The organism is Granulicella mallensis, from assembly GCF_014203225.1.
In the GTDB taxonomy this organism is placed as follows: domain Bacteria; phylum Acidobacteriota; class Terriglobia; order Terriglobales; family Acidobacteriaceae; genus Granulicella; species Granulicella mallensis_A.
In genome coordinates, this window is record NZ_JACHIO010000009.1 from 36987 (window position 1) to 56519 (window position 19533).

The 19533-nt window shown below is 57.4% G+C and carries 13 protein-coding genes; 10 read left to right on the forward strand and 3 right to left on the reverse strand.

Annotated features, from left to right (window positions below; genetic code table 11):
- The first annotated feature begins 104 nt into the window (after positions 1–104).
- On the forward strand, positions 105–1703 hold the full coding sequence (locus HDF15_RS11660; RefSeq protein ID WP_184255691.1) for a sodium:solute symporter family protein: 1599 nt from the start codon (positions 105–107) through the stop codon (positions 1701–1703).
- 165 nt (positions 1704–1868) lie between these two features.
- Positions 1869–4073, forward strand: a complete 2205-nt coding sequence (locus HDF15_RS11665) for an alpha-galactosidase (RefSeq protein ID WP_184255983.1) — start codon at positions 1869–1871, stop codon at positions 4071–4073.
- Positions 4074–4127: 54 nt separating this feature from the next.
- Here HDF15_RS11665 and HDF15_RS11670 read toward each other — a convergent pair whose 3' ends face one another.
- Positions 4128–6668: a CBM35 domain-containing protein gene (locus HDF15_RS11670; protein ID WP_184255693.1), complete on the reverse strand. Its 2541-nt coding sequence runs from the start codon at positions 6666–6668 to the stop codon at positions 4128–4130.
- 389 nt (positions 6669–7057) lie between these two features.
- On the opposite strand from HDF15_RS11670, the gene HDF15_RS11675 reads away from it, so the two are divergent.
- The 7 genes from HDF15_RS11675 to HDF15_RS11705 all read left to right on the forward strand — a co-directional run bounded on the left by HDF15_RS11675 (position 7058) and on the right by HDF15_RS11705 (position 15259).
- On the forward strand, positions 7058–8068 hold the full coding sequence (locus HDF15_RS11675; RefSeq protein ID WP_184255695.1) for a LacI family DNA-binding transcriptional regulator: 1011 nt from the start codon (positions 7058–7060) through the stop codon (positions 8066–8068).
- Positions 8069–8462: 394 nt separating this feature from the next.
- A complete protein-coding gene (locus tag HDF15_RS11680) occupies positions 8463–9230 on the forward strand; it encodes an SDR family NAD(P)-dependent oxidoreductase (RefSeq protein ID WP_184255697.1) in 768 nt (255 codons plus the stop codon).
- Positions 9227–10447 (forward strand): enolase C-terminal domain-like protein, encoded by a 1221-nt coding sequence (locus HDF15_RS11685; protein ID WP_184255699.1) that lies wholly within the window; start codon positions 9227–9229, stop codon positions 10445–10447. The genes HDF15_RS11680 and HDF15_RS11685 overlap by 4 nt, the downstream gene beginning before the upstream one ends.
- Complete coding sequence (locus HDF15_RS11690; protein ID WP_184255701.1) at positions 10444–11442, forward strand: L-rhamnose/proton symporter RhaT; 999 nt, start codon at positions 10444–10446, stop codon at positions 11440–11442. Before HDF15_RS11685 ends, HDF15_RS11690 begins: the two co-directional genes overlap by 4 nt.
- Positions 11443–11861: 419 nt before the next feature.
- Positions 11862–12533, forward strand: coding sequence for a GntR family transcriptional regulator (locus HDF15_RS11695; protein ID WP_184255703.1), 672 nt, complete (start codon positions 11862–11864; stop codon positions 12531–12533).
- Between the two features lie 382 nt (positions 12534–12915).
- Entirely contained in the window at positions 12916–13929 is a 1014-nt protein-coding gene (locus tag HDF15_RS11700) for an ROK family protein (RefSeq protein ID WP_184255705.1), read from the forward strand.
- Entirely contained in the window at positions 13916–15259 is a 1344-nt protein-coding gene (locus HDF15_RS11705) for a sugar porter family MFS transporter (RefSeq protein WP_184255707.1), read from the forward strand. The genes HDF15_RS11700 and HDF15_RS11705 overlap by 14 nt, the downstream gene beginning before the upstream one ends.
- A gap of 63 nt (positions 15260–15322) precedes the next feature.
- On the opposite strand, the gene HDF15_RS11710 is transcribed toward HDF15_RS11705, so the two are convergent.
- Entirely contained in the window at positions 15323–16498 is a 1176-nt protein-coding gene (locus tag HDF15_RS11710) for a glycoside hydrolase family 105 protein (protein ID WP_184255709.1), read from the reverse strand.
- A 474-nt stretch (positions 16499–16972) separates the two neighbouring features.
- Here HDF15_RS11710 and HDF15_RS11715 point away from each other — a divergent pair, with 474 nt between their 5' ends.
- Positions 16973–18013, forward strand: a complete 1041-nt coding sequence (locus HDF15_RS11715) for a LacI family DNA-binding transcriptional regulator (RefSeq protein WP_184255711.1) — start codon at positions 16973–16975, stop codon at positions 18011–18013.
- 162 nt (positions 18014–18175) lie between these two features.
- Here the strand turns inward: HDF15_RS11715 and HDF15_RS11720 are convergent, their stop codons facing one another.
- Positions 18176–19399, reverse strand: a complete 1224-nt coding sequence (locus HDF15_RS11720) for a multidrug effflux MFS transporter (RefSeq protein ID WP_184255713.1) — start codon at positions 19397–19399, stop codon at positions 18176–18178.
- Between the last annotated feature and the right edge of the window lie 134 nt (positions 19400–19533).

The window sequence follows — 19533 nt, forward strand, 5'->3', positions numbered from 1 at the left end:
CAATTGCTGCACTGCAGCCTCGCTCTCTGCCGATACCTATGATTGCGCACATACTTAGAGGCACGCCTTAACCATCTCTTCAGCACCAGGTAAGACTTAGACACTTGCAAGCTTTCCCTCCCAATCCGCTCGACCTCACCGTCATCGGGGTCTACTTCGCCGCGACCATCCTGGTCGGGTGGCTCTTTCGCCGTAAGGCTCATTCCTCTTCCGACTTCTTTCATGCGGCCCGCACCTTGCCCACCGCCGTCACGGCGATCGCCTTCGTTGCAGCCAATTGTGGAGCGCTTGAGATTGTCGGGATTGTCTCCGCCAGTGCAAAATATGGCGCAAAGACGCTTCATTTCTACTGGATCGGCGCCATTCCGGCGATGCTCTTTCTCTCCCTCTGCATGTTGCCCATTTATATGCGGAGCCGCGCGCTCACCGTACCCGAGTTCCTGAAGCTGCGTTTCAACGGGTCGACACGCACGCTGAATATCGTGTGCTGCGGCGTCATGATGATCCTTGTCTCCGGCATCAGCCTGTATGCCTTGGCGCAGGTCCTACGCACCTTTCTTGGATGGAGTTTTACAGAGACCACATTATCCGCCGCAGCCATCGTCTTCCTGTATGTGTCCCTCGGTGGCCTGACGGCAACGATGTACAACGAGGTCATCCAGTTCGTCCTGATCGTCCTCGGGCTTCTGCCGCTCGTGTTCTTCATCCTGCATGATTTCCACGGCATGGCTGGTCTCACAGCGCAACTGGAGCCTGCCATGCGCCATACATGGGTCGGACTACCCGTGGCGAATCCTCACGCCATCCCGATGGATGTCATCGGCGTCTCCATGGGACTGGGGTTTGTTCTCAGCTTCGGATACTGGTGCACAGACTTCGTGTTGATCCAACGTGCCCTGGCCGCACGCACTACGGCCGGAGTACTCAACACTCCCCTCGTGGCGGCCTTCGTAAAGCTCCTGTTCCCTGTCCTGGTCGTCCTTCCCGGCCTGGCGGCGGCGGTTCTCTTCCGCTCCGTCCCCGGATTCCACTACGACCAGGCGCTGCCGGCTTTGATGATGCGTTACTACCGTCACGGCCTGCTCGGGTTCGGAATTACCGCCATCCTCGCAAGCCTGATGTCGGGACTGGCAGGAAACATCAACGCCCTGACCACCATCTGGACGCACGATATCTATAGGGCCTCCCTGTCGCCGAATAAAAGTGACAGCCATTACGTCCGAGTAGGAAGAATCTCCACTCTGGTTGCGATTCTGCTCAGCATCGCGACGGCCTATCTAGCCTTGTCCTTCAACAACATCATGGACTACCTGCAGTTGCTCTTTTCCCTGTTCAATGCCCCGTTGCTGGCGACGTTTCTGCTGGGCATGTTCACGATGTGGGCTACCCCCAAGGCTGGCTTCTGGGGGCTCTTGATTGGGACACTCTCGTCGGTCGTGCACAATTTCGCCTACCGACTGCACTGGATCACGTATGGAAGCGATATGAGCGCCAACTTCTACGGAGCCATTCTTGCCTTCTCCAGTTGTCTTGTCGTCACTGCCTTGCTGAGTGCGTTTACTCCGGCAAAATCACGCAAGCAACTCGCCGACCTTACCTGCTGGACAGGCACGCATCATGGCATTCAAATCCCCAGAACGGCCGTAGTGCTTGCCGGTGTTGCACTCGTCATCTGCATCTTTTTGAGCATTCTTTTTCGATAGGGTGAAGCCGCAATGCGGTGCTTGAGTTTGCGGCAGCAAGAGAAATAACCAATTTGTAAGCGGAGCAAAGTGATGCCTGGAGCAGGAAGAACTAGGAAAAATGATTTGAATACCCTTTTGTCCTCCGATAAAAGCAGCGCCAGCGGATTTCATCTTGTGTACAGGATGTTGCTGGCGACGGCGATCTTCATCGCTCCCCTTTGTCTCCGGGCTCAGGCACAGACATCGTCTATCCACTTCGATAAGCAGACGAAGGTCTTCCGCATCGATGCTGCCGACGTGTCTTATATCTTCGGCGTCAATGAGAACAAGCAGGTTCAAACGCTGTACTGGGGCAAGCGCCTCAGCGCTGCAGACACCTTTGCTGCCGCCAAGTCCGCCCCAGGGGCTTCGTCCTCCGATCCATCCATAGACACAACCCGGCAAGAGTTTGTCGCATGGGGTGGAGGACTGTACGTCGAGCCGGATTTGAAGGTCACCTTCCCCGATGGGAACCGCGATCTAGTTCTGCAATACGTCTCGCATACCATCACCGGCAACCATTTGACGCTGCAGCTCAAGGACATATCGCGCGAGGTTTACGTCGAACTACAGTATGAGATCGACCCGGAGACCGGTATTCTACGGCGCTCGGCAGAGGTGCAGAATAAGACCTCCCTGCCGTTGACGATCGAGCAGATAGCCTCCGGCACCTGGACACTGCCTCGCGCTCAGGATTATCGACTGCGCTACCTTACAGGGCGTTGGGCCGGAGAGTGGAACCTTCGTGAGCAGGCAATCCAACCGGGCAAAATCACGTTGGAGAGCCGGCGCGGATCAACCGGGGCTCAGAATAATCCCTGGTTCGCAATCGACCGCAACAGCTCGAACGATCAGGATCAGGGCGATGTCTGGTTCGGGGCTCTCGGTTGGAGCGGATCCTGGCAGATCAACATCGAGCAGGATCAGATTCAGCAGGTACGCGTAACCGGCGGCCCTAACAGCTTTGACTTCGGCTATCGCCTGGCCGCGGGCGAAAGCCTGCAATCGCCGTACTTCTATGCAGGCTACTCACATGACGGCATTGGCGGAGCTTCACGTCTGCTGCACCGGTTTGAACTCGCCAGCATCCTGCCAGGCGCATCTCACCCCAAGCTGAGACCTGTGCTTTATAACTCCTGGGAAGCTACCGGCTTCCATGTCGATGAAGCAGGCCAGGAAGCCCTTGCAGAGAAGGCCGCCAGCATCGGGGTGGAACGCTTCGTAGTAGACGATGGCTGGTTTGGGCAGCGAGCCGGCGATCACGCAGGACTGGGCGACTGGTATGTGAATCCCGTGAAGTTTCCGCATGGCCTGAAGCCTCTGATCGACAAAGTGCATTCGCTGGGGATGGACTTCGGCCTATGGATTGAGCCGGAGATGGTAAATCCCGATTCAGACCTTTACCGCAAGCATCCCGATTGGATACTGAATTTCACTGGTAGACCACGCAGCCAGGGACGGCACCAGTTCGTACTGAATCTAGCCAGACCCGATGTGCGCGAGTATGTCTTCAACTTCATCGACAAGTTGCTCGAGGAGAATGACATTGCCTTCCTCAAGTGGGATTACAACCGCAACTGGTCTGAGCCAGGCTGGCCTGCGGTCTCACCCGACGAGCAAAAGAAGGTGTACGTCACCTACACGCAGAACCTCTATTCCATCCTGGGGGAACTGCGCAGGAAACATCCGAAGGTAGAGATTGAAAGCTGCTCCGGTGGAGGCAGCCGTGTCGATCTCGGCATCATGCGCTACACCGATGAGGTATGGCCCTCCGATAATACGGATGCCTTCGACCGCCTGAAGATCCAGGACGGCTTCACCTATGCCTACACGCCCGGCGTGATGATGTCCTGGGTAACCGATACGCCGACTCAGATCAATCATCGGATGCTTTCGCTGGACTACCGCTTTCTTTCTTCGATGCAGGGATCGCTGGGCATTGGAGCGAACCTCAATGACTGGAAGCCGGAAGACTTTGCCACGGCAAAGAAGATGGTGTCGCGGTACAAACAGATTCGTGAAGTCGTGCAGCGCGGCTCTCTGTATCGCCTGATTTCGCCAGGAGATGGCAGCGAACAGTCGGTCACAGAAACAGTCTCACAGGACCAGACACAGGCTGTAGCCTTCGCCTTCCTGCATTCGAGCGAAATGCTCTACCCGTTTCCGCGAATCTATCTTCGTGGCCTAAAGCCCGATGCCCTCTACCGAATTGAAACGCTGGACGGGAAGCTGGCTGGCGATTCACCGGCGGTTGCCAGTGGAGCTTTCTGGATGCAGCAGGGAGTGGATGTAGACCTGAAGGGTGACTTTCAGGCCGCTGCATTCACCCTGAAGATCGTCTCCCAATAAATTGAGCCTCCGCGGCATCGTGAGATACCGCGGAGGCTCAGACACTCCCTAGGACTACCGTGTCGTCATAGCGTCTGTAGCGTTGCCTACAACGGCTCCGTTATTGGACGAGAAGACAAGGCTGGTGGCGAAGCGAGCACTCTCAGAGCAGCGCGCAAAGTCAATGGGAACCGCAACTGCTTTGTGAGCACCCGGAGCGATATCTCCCACCTCAAGGGGAAGACGCGCCAGCACCTTGGGATGGCAGGTACCATTGCCACTGGATTGTGTCAGTGAGAGAAGGTTCACCTCCGCCTGTCCAGCCTTGGTCTTGCTCGTATTGGTAAGCGAGAGCTGCCAGAAGCGAAGTACCGGAAGCCCCAGCTTGGCTGTAACCGCCCCCGAGAGCGTCGCTGTTCCTACGGTTGGAGAGATAGCGATCCGATCGAGGTCCGGCGCAAAGTTCGTCGGATTACCAAACTGGATCGTGTTGACACCCGCCTGCAAAGTAATCGGAACTACAGTGCTGGTGGGCAGGCTGAAGCTGCTTCCATCAAGGTCAAGCTCCGTACCCGTTCCTCCATTGACACTGATGAAGTAGGAGCGAGGACCGCTGGTCAGGTAATCGATCTCCATCTGATAGGTCCCAGCCGTCGGAACGCTCACATTCGTGAACGTTACATTGGCGCCAGCGCCACCCAGATTCCCGGCCTTCGAACCAGCGGAGCAGTTACCGCAGTAAGAGACACTGGCCGCACCACCGATCGTGGCAACCTCTGCCTCATATCCAGTCCAGTTCGGAGCAGTAGCCGATCCATCTCCGCTGATCACGATACGGTCGAGATCAGGAGGGTAGCTGGTCGGGTTGCCAAATTGAATGCTGTTCATGCCCGCATTCAGCTGGACGGGCACTGTGGTGCTGGCGGGAATATTGAAGCTTCCGCCACTTACATTCAAAGTTGCAGGCAGACCGCCATTGACCTGATAGATCAGTGCTCGCGCACCGACCGTCATCGAGTCGATCTCCATCTCATAGGTGCCAGCCCGTTCGACGCTGATGTTGTTAATCGTCAACGTGTTATTGGGGCCGATCCCTAAGTTGCCGACCTTCAAACCACCGGAGCAATTAGAGCAGGAGGCGACAGAAGCCGATCCGCTCACAACGCCGGCCTCTGCCTCATACACCTGAGAGTGAGGAACTGTTGCCCGACCGGTTGGGGATACCTTGAGCAGGCGTACGCCATGCCCAAGCACAACGGCACTGAAGCCGCTATTCACCGGGCCCAGATCAATGTGGCTCCACAGGTCACGCACAGCAGAGGCTCCCGTAAAGCCCAGCGTGCTCCAGGGAAGAGTCATGGAAGTTGGGAAGGCATTCAGATTGAAGAGAGCAACATAGTAGCTGCCATCGGCCTGCTTCGATGCCCAGATGGGATTGAAGCCACCCGCAACCTCCTGCGCAGGATATCCCGACTGGTCGACAGCAATCACTTCATCATTACTCAGAAGCTGTACGCCCGTGCTGTCCAGGGCAGTTAAATCACCGCCAATAAACATAGGCGCGTTGCCCATAGCCCAGAGAGAGATCGCAGACTGCTGCTCCGTGGAGCTCAAACCATCCGTGTTGGAATTACCCACCTCAAGAGAGTCGAGATCGTTCCAGCCAACAGTAGGGCCGGAAGCCTTCTCCCAGCCGACGAGGTCATAAAAGCGCTGCGTCACCATGTTCCAGTTCGTAAGGGTAGAGCAGTTCCCTTCACACTCGACATCGCCTTCAATGCGGCGAGCATTCGCATAGGTCTGCCAGGTGCTCAGATAATCCTGATCGAGCGCCCATGAGATGGTGAACCACATCGGATGGCTGTTCTGTTTAATCGCCGTAGCCCATGCCGCAACATCGTCCCGGTTATCGATAGCGGTATTGTCGTTATAGGATCCTGGTGTGACTGCATCCAGCTTGATGAAGTCGATTCCCCACGAAGCAAACAGGTTCACGACGGAGGTAATGTACTCCTGTGCACCGGGCTTGGTGAAGTCGATCTTGTAGTGAAAGGGAGAGGTACCCGATCCACCGAAGGCGTTCCCGGCGGTATAAGGAACCGTGAGAATATCCTGGATGTGATACGGCGTGCCCAGGATAGGGTAGTTGGCCTGTACCGCAGGCTGTTCTACGCCGGGAATCCAGTAGATGCCGGCCTTTTGTCCATTCTGATGGATGTGCGTCACAAGGGCCGTGATGTCTGGAAAGTTTGGGGCAGCGGGAATAGGTCTGCCATTCGCATCGAAGGTGGACATCCATCCGGAGTCCATATTGATGTAGTTATAGCCATGGGCCTGCAGGCCTGAAGCCAGCAACGCATCCGACTGGGCTTGAATACTCGCTTGTGTAAGAAAGTTACTGGTGATCGTTTGCTGGCTGAAGCTGCTCCACCCTAAATAGGGTTTTTCCGCAACACCGGCTGACTGTGCGAGTGCGGATACAGCAGAGGTAAAAAGCGAAGTAACGACGAGAGCGGCAGTATAGAAGGTACGACGACGACGATGGTTGCGTACGGGAGGCGCAGTCTGCCTGTCAGGGCCGACTAAGGGACGAGGCTGGGGCAATATCAGAGTCACTGTATTTCCTCTCTTGCTATTCGAACCAGCTAGCAAGTAGCCGATTGAATTTCACTGGCTTACTCAGTGCGGGGCAGACCGAAGAAAGTCACACGAGTTACCGCTCGCAGCTGCGCACCCTGCTGCAGGACATCCATAAAGGCACACCTCACCTGAAACGCGGTCACGGTTCATCCGAGCCTCGCGCATTCCCACGCCCGTTTGAATCCATCTCTTCAGGTCAAGAACTAGCGGTACTATGTATACGTGTACATAAGGAAATTTGGCAAGTCTGGAACAAATTTATTAACCGGACGTCTATTGAATGGATGCCCACATTTTTATTCCCTTGCTTGTTCTTCCTCTAACCCCACACACTGCTTATCACGACGAAGGAGTTGAACCGCACGATGGACATGCGCGAGATTGCCAAATTGGCCGGAGTATCGAGTGCCACCGTATCGCGTGTCATTAACGGGTCGAGCCTTGTGCGGCCCGAGACCGTCGAGCGCGTTCGCAAGGTCATCGACGAGGTAAAGTTCTTTCCCAACAACAGCGCTACAACGCTGAAGTACGGCAGAAGCGGCACGTATGGCTTGATCATCCCGGACATCACCAATCCGTTCTTTCCGGAGTTCATCAAGAGCTTCGAAGGAATCGTCGTTGAAAACGATCAGGAGATGCTGATGGCAACCACCGACTTTCACTCCGGCCGCATGCAGCAATCGATTCGACGCATGCTAATCCGCAAGGTGGATGGTGTGGCCCTGCTGGCCTCGGAGATAGAAACCGAACCCTTTGAAGACCTCATCCAGAATCGCGTCCCCTTAGTCACCATGGACCGAGGACATATCGGCAATGGGCTAAGCGATGTCGCCATCAACAACAAAAGCGGTATGGATCAGGCCTTGCGCCACCTGAAAGATCTTCGCCATAAAAAGATCGGTTACATCGGCGGGTTTGCCGGTCTCACCATCTCGGATCATCGCGTCGAGGCCTTCATGCGCGCGCTGAAGCGGGTCGATATCGTGCCACGGCCGGAGTTCATCAAGGTCGGCAACTACCGCATCACCGGCGGCATGACGGCCATGACCGAGTTACTGTCACTCAAAGATCGACCGACCGCAGTGTTGGCTGCGAATGACCTGACGGCCATCGGTGGTATGCGCGCGGCGATGAAGATGGGATTCTCTATCCCGGGTGACCTGTCGATCATTGGATTCGACGATATCGACATGAGTGATATCGTGCATCCACCGCTCACGACGCTTCGGCTCTCGAGACACGAGCTGGCAAAGGTCTTCTTTGACGCCCTCGAACACCTCAAGTCCAATCCCCACGCCCAGGGAGAGCAGCTCAGCGTGAAGACAAGCCTGGTAGTACGTGAGTCCACAGGGCCTGCGCCGAAACGTTCGGTGTAAGCAGGCCGCTGTTCTTTGCTTTTGTCTTTGTTCTTGCCTTTGCTTTTCTGGTTTGTCATTCCGAGCGTAGCGAGCGAACCTGCTTCCTCCCGTTTTTTGCTCGCACTGCCAAAACATCATGCGTCAGCGCAACATGCTCTCTAGTTGCTGCCTGTAGCTTTCCAGGCGATACAAGCCAAGAACGGGAGACAACAGGTTCGCTCGCTACACTCGGAATGACAAGCAAAAAAGCAACGGCAAGAGCCGAAGTGAGCGCTTAAGCGCTCAAATAAAAATACATTCTCCCGAATCAAAGAAAATAAACCAATAAATCCTGCAACCAAATATCCCTGGACAATTTTGAGCGCTCATCCATATACTGCGATTCAACGAATAGAAGCTTGAAAGTGACCTTATGTCTGGCCAGTTACAAGGAAAATGCATTCTGATCACCGGCGGAGCACAAGGGATCGGGCTCGAATGCGCCCGCGCCTATGTCCGCGAGGGAGCCCGCGTCGCTATCGCCGACATCGATCGGGAGCAAACTGAAAAAGCAGTCGAGGAACTCGGGGCCTCCACCCTCGCAGTCGATTGCGACGTAGCAGACGGAGCCTCTGTCACCAGGGCTGTCGCGCAGATCATTGCAGCCTTCGGGGCCATCGATGCCGTCCATAACAACGCCGGTATCAGCATGCCGTCAAAGCCTCTCCACCTGACAGAGGAAGACGAGTGGGACCGGCTGCTCCGTGTGAACCTGAAGTCCGTCTTCTGGACAACAAAGCTCTGCCACCCCTATCTAAAAGCCTCACACGGCTCGATCCTGAATACCGCAAGCATGGTGGGAGTCATAGGTCAGTCGAACCATGCAGCCTATGTGGCGACGAAGGGCGGAATGATCTCGCTAACCAAGGCCATGGCCCTGGACTATGCCGCCGACGGCATAAGAGTCAACGCGGTCTGTCCTGCTGGGGTCTGGACCCCGATGCTGCGGCAGTGGGCTACAGAGCAGGAAAATCCCGCAGAGATCGAGTCCTACCTGGATCGCATCCATCCGCTTGGTTATTGCCCTGGAGGCGATGTCATCGCCGACGCCTCCGTCTTTTTACTATCACCCGCGGCGCGCTTCATCACCGGTTGCATCCTGCCCGTGAGCGGCGGCGCTGAACTTGGATACAAGCTATGAACATCACGAAGATTTCAGCAGAAGATCGCCGCTTCAAACTTGAAGCAGGCGCAGGATCAGATGCCGTGCACTCCGATCCGGTCTACTCGTTCGCGGTAACCCGCATCGTGCTCGACTCGGGACTGGCAGGCACCGGCCTGGTATTGACGATGGGCCGTGGAAACGACCTGGTCTGTGGAGCGATCGAGCTGCTAGGGCAGCAACTGAAAGGCCGCGACATCGAAGAGCTGATGGCCGACTTCGGAGTCACCTTCCGCAAGCTCGCCGACGACGTGCAGCTTCGCTGGCTCGGGCCGCACAAGGGTGTCGTCCACCTCGCTCTGGCGTCCATTACCAATGCCTGCTTCGACCTCTGGGCCAAGTCGCGTGGAGTGCCGCTATGGAAGCTTCTTCTTTCCCTCTCCCCCGCCGAGATCGTGCAACTACTCGACCTCAGTTATCTGGAAGATGTACTCGATCCATCGGAAGCGCTCCAGATGCTGGCGGCCGAACTGCCCTCACGAGCCTCCAGAGAAGATGTTCTCACTACCGGATATCCCGGGTACGACACCAGCGTCGGCTGGTATCAGTACGATGCGGCGCAGATTGAAGACAAGGTAAAGCGCAGCCTCGACGAAGGCTTCGGAGCCTTCAAGCTGAAGGTAGGCGGACCGCTCGACCATGACCTGGCACGTGCACAGAGATTGCGCAAAGTGGCCGGCGAAAAGGTCACCATCATGTTCGACGCCAATCAGCAGTGGAATCTTCCCCAGGCACTCATTGCGTGCAAAGAACTCGGAGCCTTCCGCCCTCTCTGGATCGAAGAACCCACGCATCCCGACGATATCTTCGCACACCAGACCCTCGCAAAGGCCATCGCTCCGCTAGCCCTTGCCTTGGGAGAACACGTTCCAAACCGGGTGATCTTCAAGAACTATCTACAGTCCGGTTGCGTAGGATTTCTGCAGCCTGATTGCACACGGCTGGGCGGCATCAGCGAGTTCATTACCGTGAGCCTGCTGGCAAAGAAGTTCGGCGTGCCGGTCATTCCCCACGTTGGCGATATGGGCCAGATCCACCAGCACCTCGTGCTCTTCAACCGCATCGCCATCGGCCATCCTGAGGAGTTCCTGGAGTACATCCCGCACCTGAGCTCTCACTTCGTTCATCCCGTCGACCTGCGCGATGGACGCTACCAGACACCGCAGGAAGCCGGAAGCAGCACGGACTTACGATGAGCTCGAACACCCTGGGGATCGTACTGTCGCTGCTGGGCGGAGTGCTCGTAGGCAACTGCATGCTTCCGCTCAAACGTATTCGTACCTGGCCCTGGGAGTGCTCCTGGCTTATCTTCAGCATTGTCTCGCTGGTGATAGTGCCTTGCGGGCTGGCCTGGCTGACGCTGCCTCACTGGCCTGCGCTCTATCTTTCGCTCAACGCCTCTGAGCTCCTCCCGCCTTTTCTCTTCGGAATAGGCTGGGGAATCGCGCAGGTGCTCTTCGGCCTCGCCGTCGTTCGCCTTGGCATGGCTTTGGGATTCACGCTGGTCGTGGGACTCGGCACCGTCTTCGGAACGCTGATTCCCTTCTTCGCCCGGCATGAGGCCAGCCTCGTCAGCAGGAACAGCCTGATGCTTCTTTCCGGCTGCTTCCTGATGATGCTTGGAGTCAGCCTATCCGGATGGGCCGGCCGATTGCGCGAGGCCCCCGGAGAATCCCAGAAGGAAAAGAACTATGGAGCCGGCCTTCTGATCGCCGTGATCTCCGGCGTACTGTCCTCCATGCTCAACCTGTCCTTCTCCTTCGGACAGCCTCTTACTCAGGCCGCGCTGAAGCATGGCGCACCGCCAGCGCTAGCCGTTCTCGCCGTGTGGCCGATTGCCCTGGCAGGAGGCCTGCTGCCGAACGTGGGATACACGCTCTACCTCCTCGGTCGCAACCGTAGCTGGAACAAGCTGCGCTCCGTCTATCCCGACTTCTTTCTCAGCCTGCTCATGGGGCTGCTCTGGATCTTCGCCGTCGCAATCTACGGCCTGGCGGCGCACCAGTTAGGCCGCCTTGGAGACTCAGCCGGATGGGCCATCTACCAGATCACGATGGTACTGACCGCCTGCACCGCCGGCGTGCTCTCCGGAGAATGGAAGAAAGCCTCGGGGCGCTCGGTCACGGTCTTCTCGCTGGGCATCGCCGCACTGGCCGTGGCGATTACCATCACGGCCAGTGCGACACGATAGAGGTCTTCCTCACAAGGTGAATCCGCCTCACAGCCCTTCAATCCGCTCTAGAGTGGTGGGTCATTCGTTCGTTGAAGAACCAGTGTTACCCATAACGCGGAGCGCAAACCCTGACGCTTTAGCGTCGCGGGACGGAGGGTAAGGGAGGCAATCGCCTTTAGGCTACGGAATAAGGGGCTGGCAAAATGTGGCCTTTAGGCCCGGGCCTTCTTTCGGGTACGAACAAAAGGCCCAGGGCTGAAGCCCAATCCTTGCCTGGCTCTAATCCCGTAGCCTAAAGGCGATTGCCTCCCTTACCCTCCGTCTTCCTGATGCTGAAGCATCAGGAAACGCGCTTCGCGCTGTATTGAACAGACCACCATTCTTCAACGAACGAATCACCGCTCTAGAATGTGGACAGTACATACGAGATCAATTAAATGCCCGCATCCACCGATTCGAAGGCGAAGCCTTCTCTTTTACTAAAACAGAGCCTGGCAGCACGACTGAAACAAGAGATCATCCGCGGCACGCTCCCCCAGGGGCAACGGATCGTGGAAAAGTTCTGGGCACGCAAGTTTGAGGTCGCCCAGACCTCGGTGCGTGAGGCGATCAACCTCCTCATCAACGAAGGTTTTGCCACCAAAAACTCCGGCCGAAGCGCTCGGGTCACCTCCTACTCCGTTCGCGATATCGGCCATATTTACGAGGTGAGAGCGGCGCTGGAAGGTCTCGCGGCCCGACTGCTCGCACAGGCAAAGGCCGACCTGAGCCCTCTGCATCAGGCTGTCGCAGGCATGACCAGGGCAATCCAGCGAAAGAACATCACCGAGTTGCTGGAAGCCGATCTACTCTTTCATCTGCGTCTCTGTGAACTCACAGGCAACGACTTTCTGGCACAGCAGGCCCGCATGTTGCTGGTACCGCTCTTCGCCTTCGTCTCCATGCGAACCGGAGCTGATCCCCGCCTTGCGGCATCCTGGACCGAAGACGTTGAACGGCATCGGGCAATCGTTCTTGCCATCGAAGACGGAGAACCCATGCTGGCGGAACTGTCGGTCCGCAATGCCATTCAGCGATTCGGCGCGCGTGCCAGTGAAATCTGGCAGTGACCACGGCTCTAGCTCCTCAGACCAGCCATGCAAAAACTCATCGGGTAACGGCTTGCCGGCACCCAGAGGACCTTCTTGATAACAATATCAATGCACTGTCAATTCATCCCGATAGCGATTCGTGGCATTTCATGCCGTCGCGTGCGATTTGAGGCTTGCAGATTGTATGTTTGACAGTGCATCATGACGGACGCAGGCTAAAAATATTTAATGGGAACGATTATCATTAAACCAGCCGAATACACGGTCAAGACAACGCTCCGAGAGCGCAACCATTGGACAGGGATGGCTGGGATAAAGAATCCATGACCGCCACAATAAGACCGGCGGCACCCTGACTGTTCAACCACACACCGGAGTTATGGAAAGCAGAAAGAATCTGATGGACGAACTATTTTCGATTGGCGTTGACCTGGGCGGCACAAATCTGAGAATTGCCTCTTATGCAGACGGCACCGATTTTCTCGATACCATCCTTGTCCCTACACGTCTCGCCGAAGGCCGTGAGCGCGTCGTGCGCGATATGTGCGAGGCGATCAACGCGCTCGCGATCAAAGACTATGGAAACCGGCGGCTGGCCGGCATTGGAATAGGCACGCCGGGCCCACTCGAGCTGCCGGAAGGCATCCTTCGGAATCCACCGAACCTTCCTGGCTGGGATGGATTCGATCTCCGCCAGGCCGTCGAGTCGACTCTGGGACGCTCTGTCGAGATCGAGAGCGACGCCAACATCGCAGCCCTCGCGGAGTTTAAATTCGGGGCAGGCCGCGCCCATAAAGTCAAATCCCTCTGCATGCTCACGCTCGGCACAGGAGTGGGCAATGGCCTCATCCTCAGCAAGCATATCTGGCATGGATCGACGGGCATGGGCGGCGAGGGTGGCCACATCGTCGTGCAGGATGTGGGCGGCGCGCCGTGCGGCTGCGGCGGCTATGGATGCCTCGAACAATACGCCTCGGCGCCCGCCATCGTACGCATGGCTGGTGAACTCATGGGTCCGGCCGCACCGTCCACCTCCCAGGAGATCGCACATCTGGCAATGGCAGGCAATCAACAGTGCCTCCAGGTCTTTGAAAGAGTGGGCCATGCGCTCGCCATCGCGCTCACGGGCCTGATCAACACCCTCAACCTGCCGCTCTATCTCATTGGAGGCGGCGTGTGTGAGGCGTGGGATCTCTTTGCGCCGGTCATGTTCCGCGAGCTACCCGTGCGCAGCTACGTCTACCGGCTTACCGCACCTGAGGTTTTGCAGCCCGCTCACCTGGAGCGGCACAAAACCTATATTCTGGGCGCGCAGCTCGGTCCTTCGGCTGGTCTTCTCGGAGCCTGCCTTCTGCCCTTGCATCAAAAATCAGGTTCGTCTCAGATCGCGGAGGATACTCTTGTCCATCAATAGATACATCGTGCGCAGCACCTTCGTCGGAGCGCTCGGCGGACTGCTGTTCGGGTTCGATACCGCCGTGATTTCAGGAACGACCGCGGGGCTGACCCACGCCTACTCCCTCTCCCACAATCAACTCGGCATCACCGTGGCTATCGCACTGGTCGGCACAGTGATCGGCGCCGCAACGGCGGGCTCGCTCGGCCAGCGCTACGGATCGCGCGAGATGCTACGGCTCACGGCGATTCTGTATGTGCTCTCCGCCATTGGATGTGCGTTCGCCCCGAGCTGGATCTTCTTACTGGCAGCCCGCTTCCTGGGAGGATTGGGCATCGGCGGCTCCTCCGTACTCGGCCCGGTTTATATCGCGGAGCTGGCTCCTCCAAAGCTGCGCGGCCGGCTCGTCGGCACGTTCCAGATCAATATCGTCGTCGGCATTCTGCTCGCCTATCTCTCCAACTACCTGATCAGCCTTTTAAACCTGGGTGCACGCGAGTGGCGCTTCCAGCTTGGGATTGCTTCGGTCCCTGCCGCAATCTTCTTCGCCCTGCTCTTCGGCATCCCTCGGAGCGCGCGCTGGCTCACGACCCAGGACAGGCTCGACGAAGCTCGCGAGGTCCTCGAGATGATGGGCTCGCCCAACTCCGAAGCCGAACTCGCCGATATTCGCGAGTCCCTGCACATGGAGCTCAACCAGAAACAGGCCTCGCTCTTTGAGTCCACCGGCAACAGGCTCCGCTACGGCAAGCCGATCTTTCTGGCCATCGCCATCGGAGCGTTCAACCAGCTCAGCGGAATCAACGCGATCCTCTACTACCTGAACGATATCTTTGCCGCGGCAGGCTTCAGCCGTGTCTCCGGCAACATGCAGGCGGTGGCTATCGGTGCGATGAACCTGGTGGCCACGCTCATCGGCATGACCTTGATCGACCGCGTGGGCCGCAAGATGCTCCTGCTCATCGGCGCGGTTGGCACAGCGATCTGTCTCTCCATCGTGGCAGTGATCTTTGCCACGAACCAGCATAAGGTCCTGCTGGTCTGGGCTCTCGTCGCCTACATCGCCTTCTTCGCGATCTCGCAGGGAGCGGTGGTCTGGGTCTATATCAGCGAGATCTTTCCGACGCGCGTACGCGGCAAGGGACAGAGCCTCGGCTCCGGAACGCACTGGGTTCTGAATGCGGCTCTCTCGTGGATCTTTCCAGTGATCGCCGCTCGCTCCGGGGCGTATCCCTTTATCTTCTTCGCGGGGATGATGGTGCTTCAATTCATCGTCGTTCTGGTGTTCTTCCCCGAGACCAAACAGGTCTCTCTGGAAGAGCTGCAACGCAAGCTGAAGATCGCCTAAGGGCTAAAGGCCCGACCTATCCAGGTATCACCCTATAGGTCGGGCCTTCAGCCCTTCATTTCTTTACCTTTTATGCTTCGCCGCATGGTGAAGCGCCCACTGGTTCACCTCTGTCCCCGCAAGCAGAAACGCACCGGTACCGAAGACATAACTCGCACCCGGCGTATAAGCCCCAGGAGCCGCGCCCACCGGCTGAATGCATCCCAACCGCCCATCGGCGTAGATGTGGCCCACCAATCCTGCCCAGCCTTTAGCCACAACAGGCGCAAACACCTTCTCATCCAGCAGATGGTGATTCAGGCCCCAGGCCATCGAGTAAACAAAGAAGGATGACCCCGACACCTCGGGATAAGGATAATCGGCTGCATCCAGCAACCCCGGACGCCACAAGCCATCCTCTCCCTGCAGCTTAGCCACGGAAGCTGCCATCTGCTGCAGCTTGTCGACATAGAACGCGCGGCGCGGATCGTTTGCGGGCAGACTCTCCAGCACACGCACCAGCCCACCCATCACCCATCCGTTGCCACGCGACCAGAAGACCTTCTTCCCATTCTTCTCATGCTTGTCGAAGTAACTCTTATCGCGAAAGAAAAGTCGCTCCTGCGGATCCCACAACAGATTCGAGGTCACCAGCCACTCCTGATGCATATACCCGAGATAGCGCGCATCGTGTGTCGCCGCAGCGAGCCCTGACCACACCGGCGGAGCCATGAACAGGGCGTCGCACCACCACCAGACCGGCTTGGCCGCATCGTCGGGAGTCTGCATGATCTCGTCGAACTGGCTGTGGAGCGCCTGGATGCGCTGTGGATCGGGTCTCTCCCGATACAACCACAGATAGGACTGCCCAATCGCCTGATCGTCGGCATGTGTCTTCCGCGGCCCCAGCGTCCACTGATAATGCTCCGCCACCTTTTTGACGGCGTCGCTGTACTGCGGATCATGCAGCGTCTCGGAGGCGGAGAGCAACCCCACATACAAGGTTGCGAACGTCCAGTCCTGGCTGGGTGAATCCGCAATGCGAGGCGTCTGCCAGTCCGCGACCTTCTTCATCGCCGCAAGGATCGCGGTAGATTTCATCTCACTGGAGAGATTCGTCGCCAGCGGTCCCGGATCAGCAGGGGCGTCTCCCACCGAAGCCTGCCGCTCATTCGCCGTCATCTGGGCCTGTTCCGGATGAGTCCCCCCGGCCATAAAAAGGCTCGAACCTGCCAGTGCCGCAACTAAAATCCGCTTCATCTGTCTCCCTCTCCTCTATCCCAATACAGCCGGAAACAATTCCCCTAACGAGGATCGTTATCATTGCTGATTTAAACTGTTGGCAACCATCATGCACTCAAAAACATAGGCTGGGCAAGTAAAACTTAGCGCGCACCTTTTCTTCCTGAGAAGTGGCCGGATGAAGCGAAACAATATTTTTGGGATGGTTACCACCACGTATACGATGAGTTCTAGCGCAGCCTGCGCCAGCCCTCTTCGCCATCCCCGCATCTTCCACTAACGACTAGAGCGAACCTATCCAACGTCTAACGTTATCAAGCTCGCATCCCACTCGTTCCTGGCACCCCATCGAGATCTGGCAGGAGAAATAAACCCTGTCATTCGCAGGAGATGCGTCAGCTAACTCTCCTCTCCAAACGGAGACCTCCTGCCCTGACGGAAGGAACGTCATCCTATCCCCCTGCCGTTAACGTCATTTATGCTTGGTGCACTATGCGCAAGACGGAACCCCGTATACCAACCATTCGCGAAGTGGCAAAGCTGGCCCACGTCGGCCTGATGACAGTCTCGCGTGTCATCAATAATCATCCTTCGGTGCGCCCTTCAACCCGCAAGAAGGTGGAAGCAGCCATCGTGCAACTTGGTTATCGCCAGAACGAGGCCGCCCGCCTACTCAAGGGCCAGCGCGCCAAGATGATCGGTCTCATCGTTCCGGACCTCTCCGATGCCTTCTTCGCCTCCTGCGCCCACACCGTTCAGCACATCGCACGCGCCCATGGATACATGACGCTCGTCGTCTCCTCCGAACGCGATGCCGATCTCGAGTTCCAGCAAGCCGAACTCATGGCCAGCAGAAAGGTCTCGGGCCTGCTCATCGTCACCTCCACCCGCCGCGGTGACGATCGTCTGCGTGAACTGCAGAACACCGGCCTTGCGATCGTAGCCTTCGACCGGCCGCTCCCTGGCTCCGACGCCGACTGCGTTCTGGTTGAAAACCGTACTGGAGCCGAAGAGGCAACGCAGCACCTCATCTCCCATGGCCACAAGCGCATCGCCTGCGTGGGCTATGACGAAGAGACCTACACCATCCACGAGCGTGTCCTGGGCTACACCCATCACATGAATGCCGCAGGATTGAAGCCGAATATCGCGCTCGGCCTGCTGACTCTCGATGGCATACGCGAGTGGCTCGCCGAGGCTCTTGCAGGCAAGAACAAGCCTACGGCGATCTTCTCCCTGAACCATCGCACTTCTATCTACCTGCTCCAGGCGCTGGCCGAGCAGAAGCTGCGCATCCCCCAGGACATGGCCCTCGTCGGCTTTGACGACTTCGATCTTGCATCCATCATCACGCCGCCGCTCACCACCGTTGCGCAGTCCCCCGTCGAACTGGCGCGCCGCTCCATGGGTCTCCTGCTCGAGCGCATCCAGAAGACCCATGATGGGATCGAATCCTCTCCCGCCAAGATCCTTCTGCCGGTCAAGCTGATGGTCCGAGCCTCCTGTGGCCCGCACGAAGAGCGTCCTGACTGAAACTCGGCACGATCTCTAGTGTGATGAGTCATTCGTTCATCGAAGAATGATGACCTGTTCAGCACAGCGCGAAGCGCCAACCGTGATGCTTTAGCGTCACGGTTGGTGCTTCGCGCTGTGGGGGTTACCCCTCGTTCTTCAATGAACGAATGATTCATCACTCTAGTGAATCACCACGGCATCCGACTCTTCACTCACGATCAACTCGCGAATCCCCATTCGGCCCACGAGAAGAACAACCAGGGCCACCAGCGCCGTCGAAGAGAGTAGCGACACCACAGAGCTGGCTCCGAGCATACCGATGCCCATCGAAATCAACGCCCCTGTCCCCGTCTGCAGACACCCCAGCAACGCAGAGGCCCGTCCGGCATGGCTTGAAAAGGGAGCCAGCGCCAGCGCAGCCGAGTTCGGATAGGTCAGACCGATGCAGGAAAGAAATGCGAAGAACAGCACCAGCGTCGCCTTCAGCCCCAGCATATGTCCGAGCATTCCAGCAAAGAAGATGGCTCCGATAGCAACCTGCAGGATCAGCGCGATAAAGAAGATCTGCTGGCTGGTGAACTTCCGCAGCAAAACAACATTCAACTGGTTGCCACCGATGAAGCCCATCACCAGCACTGCGAAGACAATCCCGAAGGCCTTCGTCCCCAGGTGAAAACCATCCATGAAGATAATGGGCGATCCCGCCACATAGGCAAAGAGTCCGGCAAAGGAGAAGGCTCCGGCCAGCGTGTAGGTCAGAAATTGCGGCTGCTTCAGAATGTTCCAGAAGCTGCTGATCATCGGCCCAGGACGCAGCGAGACGGAATGGTCTGGCTGATGCCCTTCCGGCAGCAGCAGAAACGTAACGGTCAGAATGGCAAACGCAATCGCCGCCAATAACACGAAGATCCATCGCCATCCCATGCCTGCCAGCAGCAGGCTGCCGATCGTAGGCGCCAGCAGCGGAGAGACGCCAATCATCAGGAACAGCAGCGAGAAGATCTTGGCGCTCTCCTTCACCGGAAAGAAGTCCCGCACCATGGCAATCGCACCGACCTGCGCCACGCAGCCACCCAGGGCCTCAAGAAACCGCAGGGCCACAAACATCTTCAGGCTATGGGCCGTCGCGCACCCGATAGAAGACAGGATGTAAACCGCCAGTCCGACATAAAGCGGCCGCTTTCTTCCAAAGCGATCCAGCAGAGGCCCATAGATCATCTGCCCCAGCGAGAAGCCCACAAAGTAGGTGGAAAGTGTGAGCGAAATCGCGGGAGTAGTCGTCCTGTACTCGTGCGCAATCGCCGCAAACGCAGGAAGATACATGTCGACCGCAAAAGGGGTCACAACGCAGAGAGCGCCCAGCAAAACAATAATCCAGATACTCTGGCGGTGAAGATGCGCCAAGGGACTGTACTCCTCTATCCGAACGATGAGGTTCCGTGTGGACCTGCGTTGAGTTGTTCAGGGATTGAACGAAAGACGCGGACTCAGCAGGAGTCGGATAGCTCCATCATATCGTTAGCGGTAACGGGGCAGCA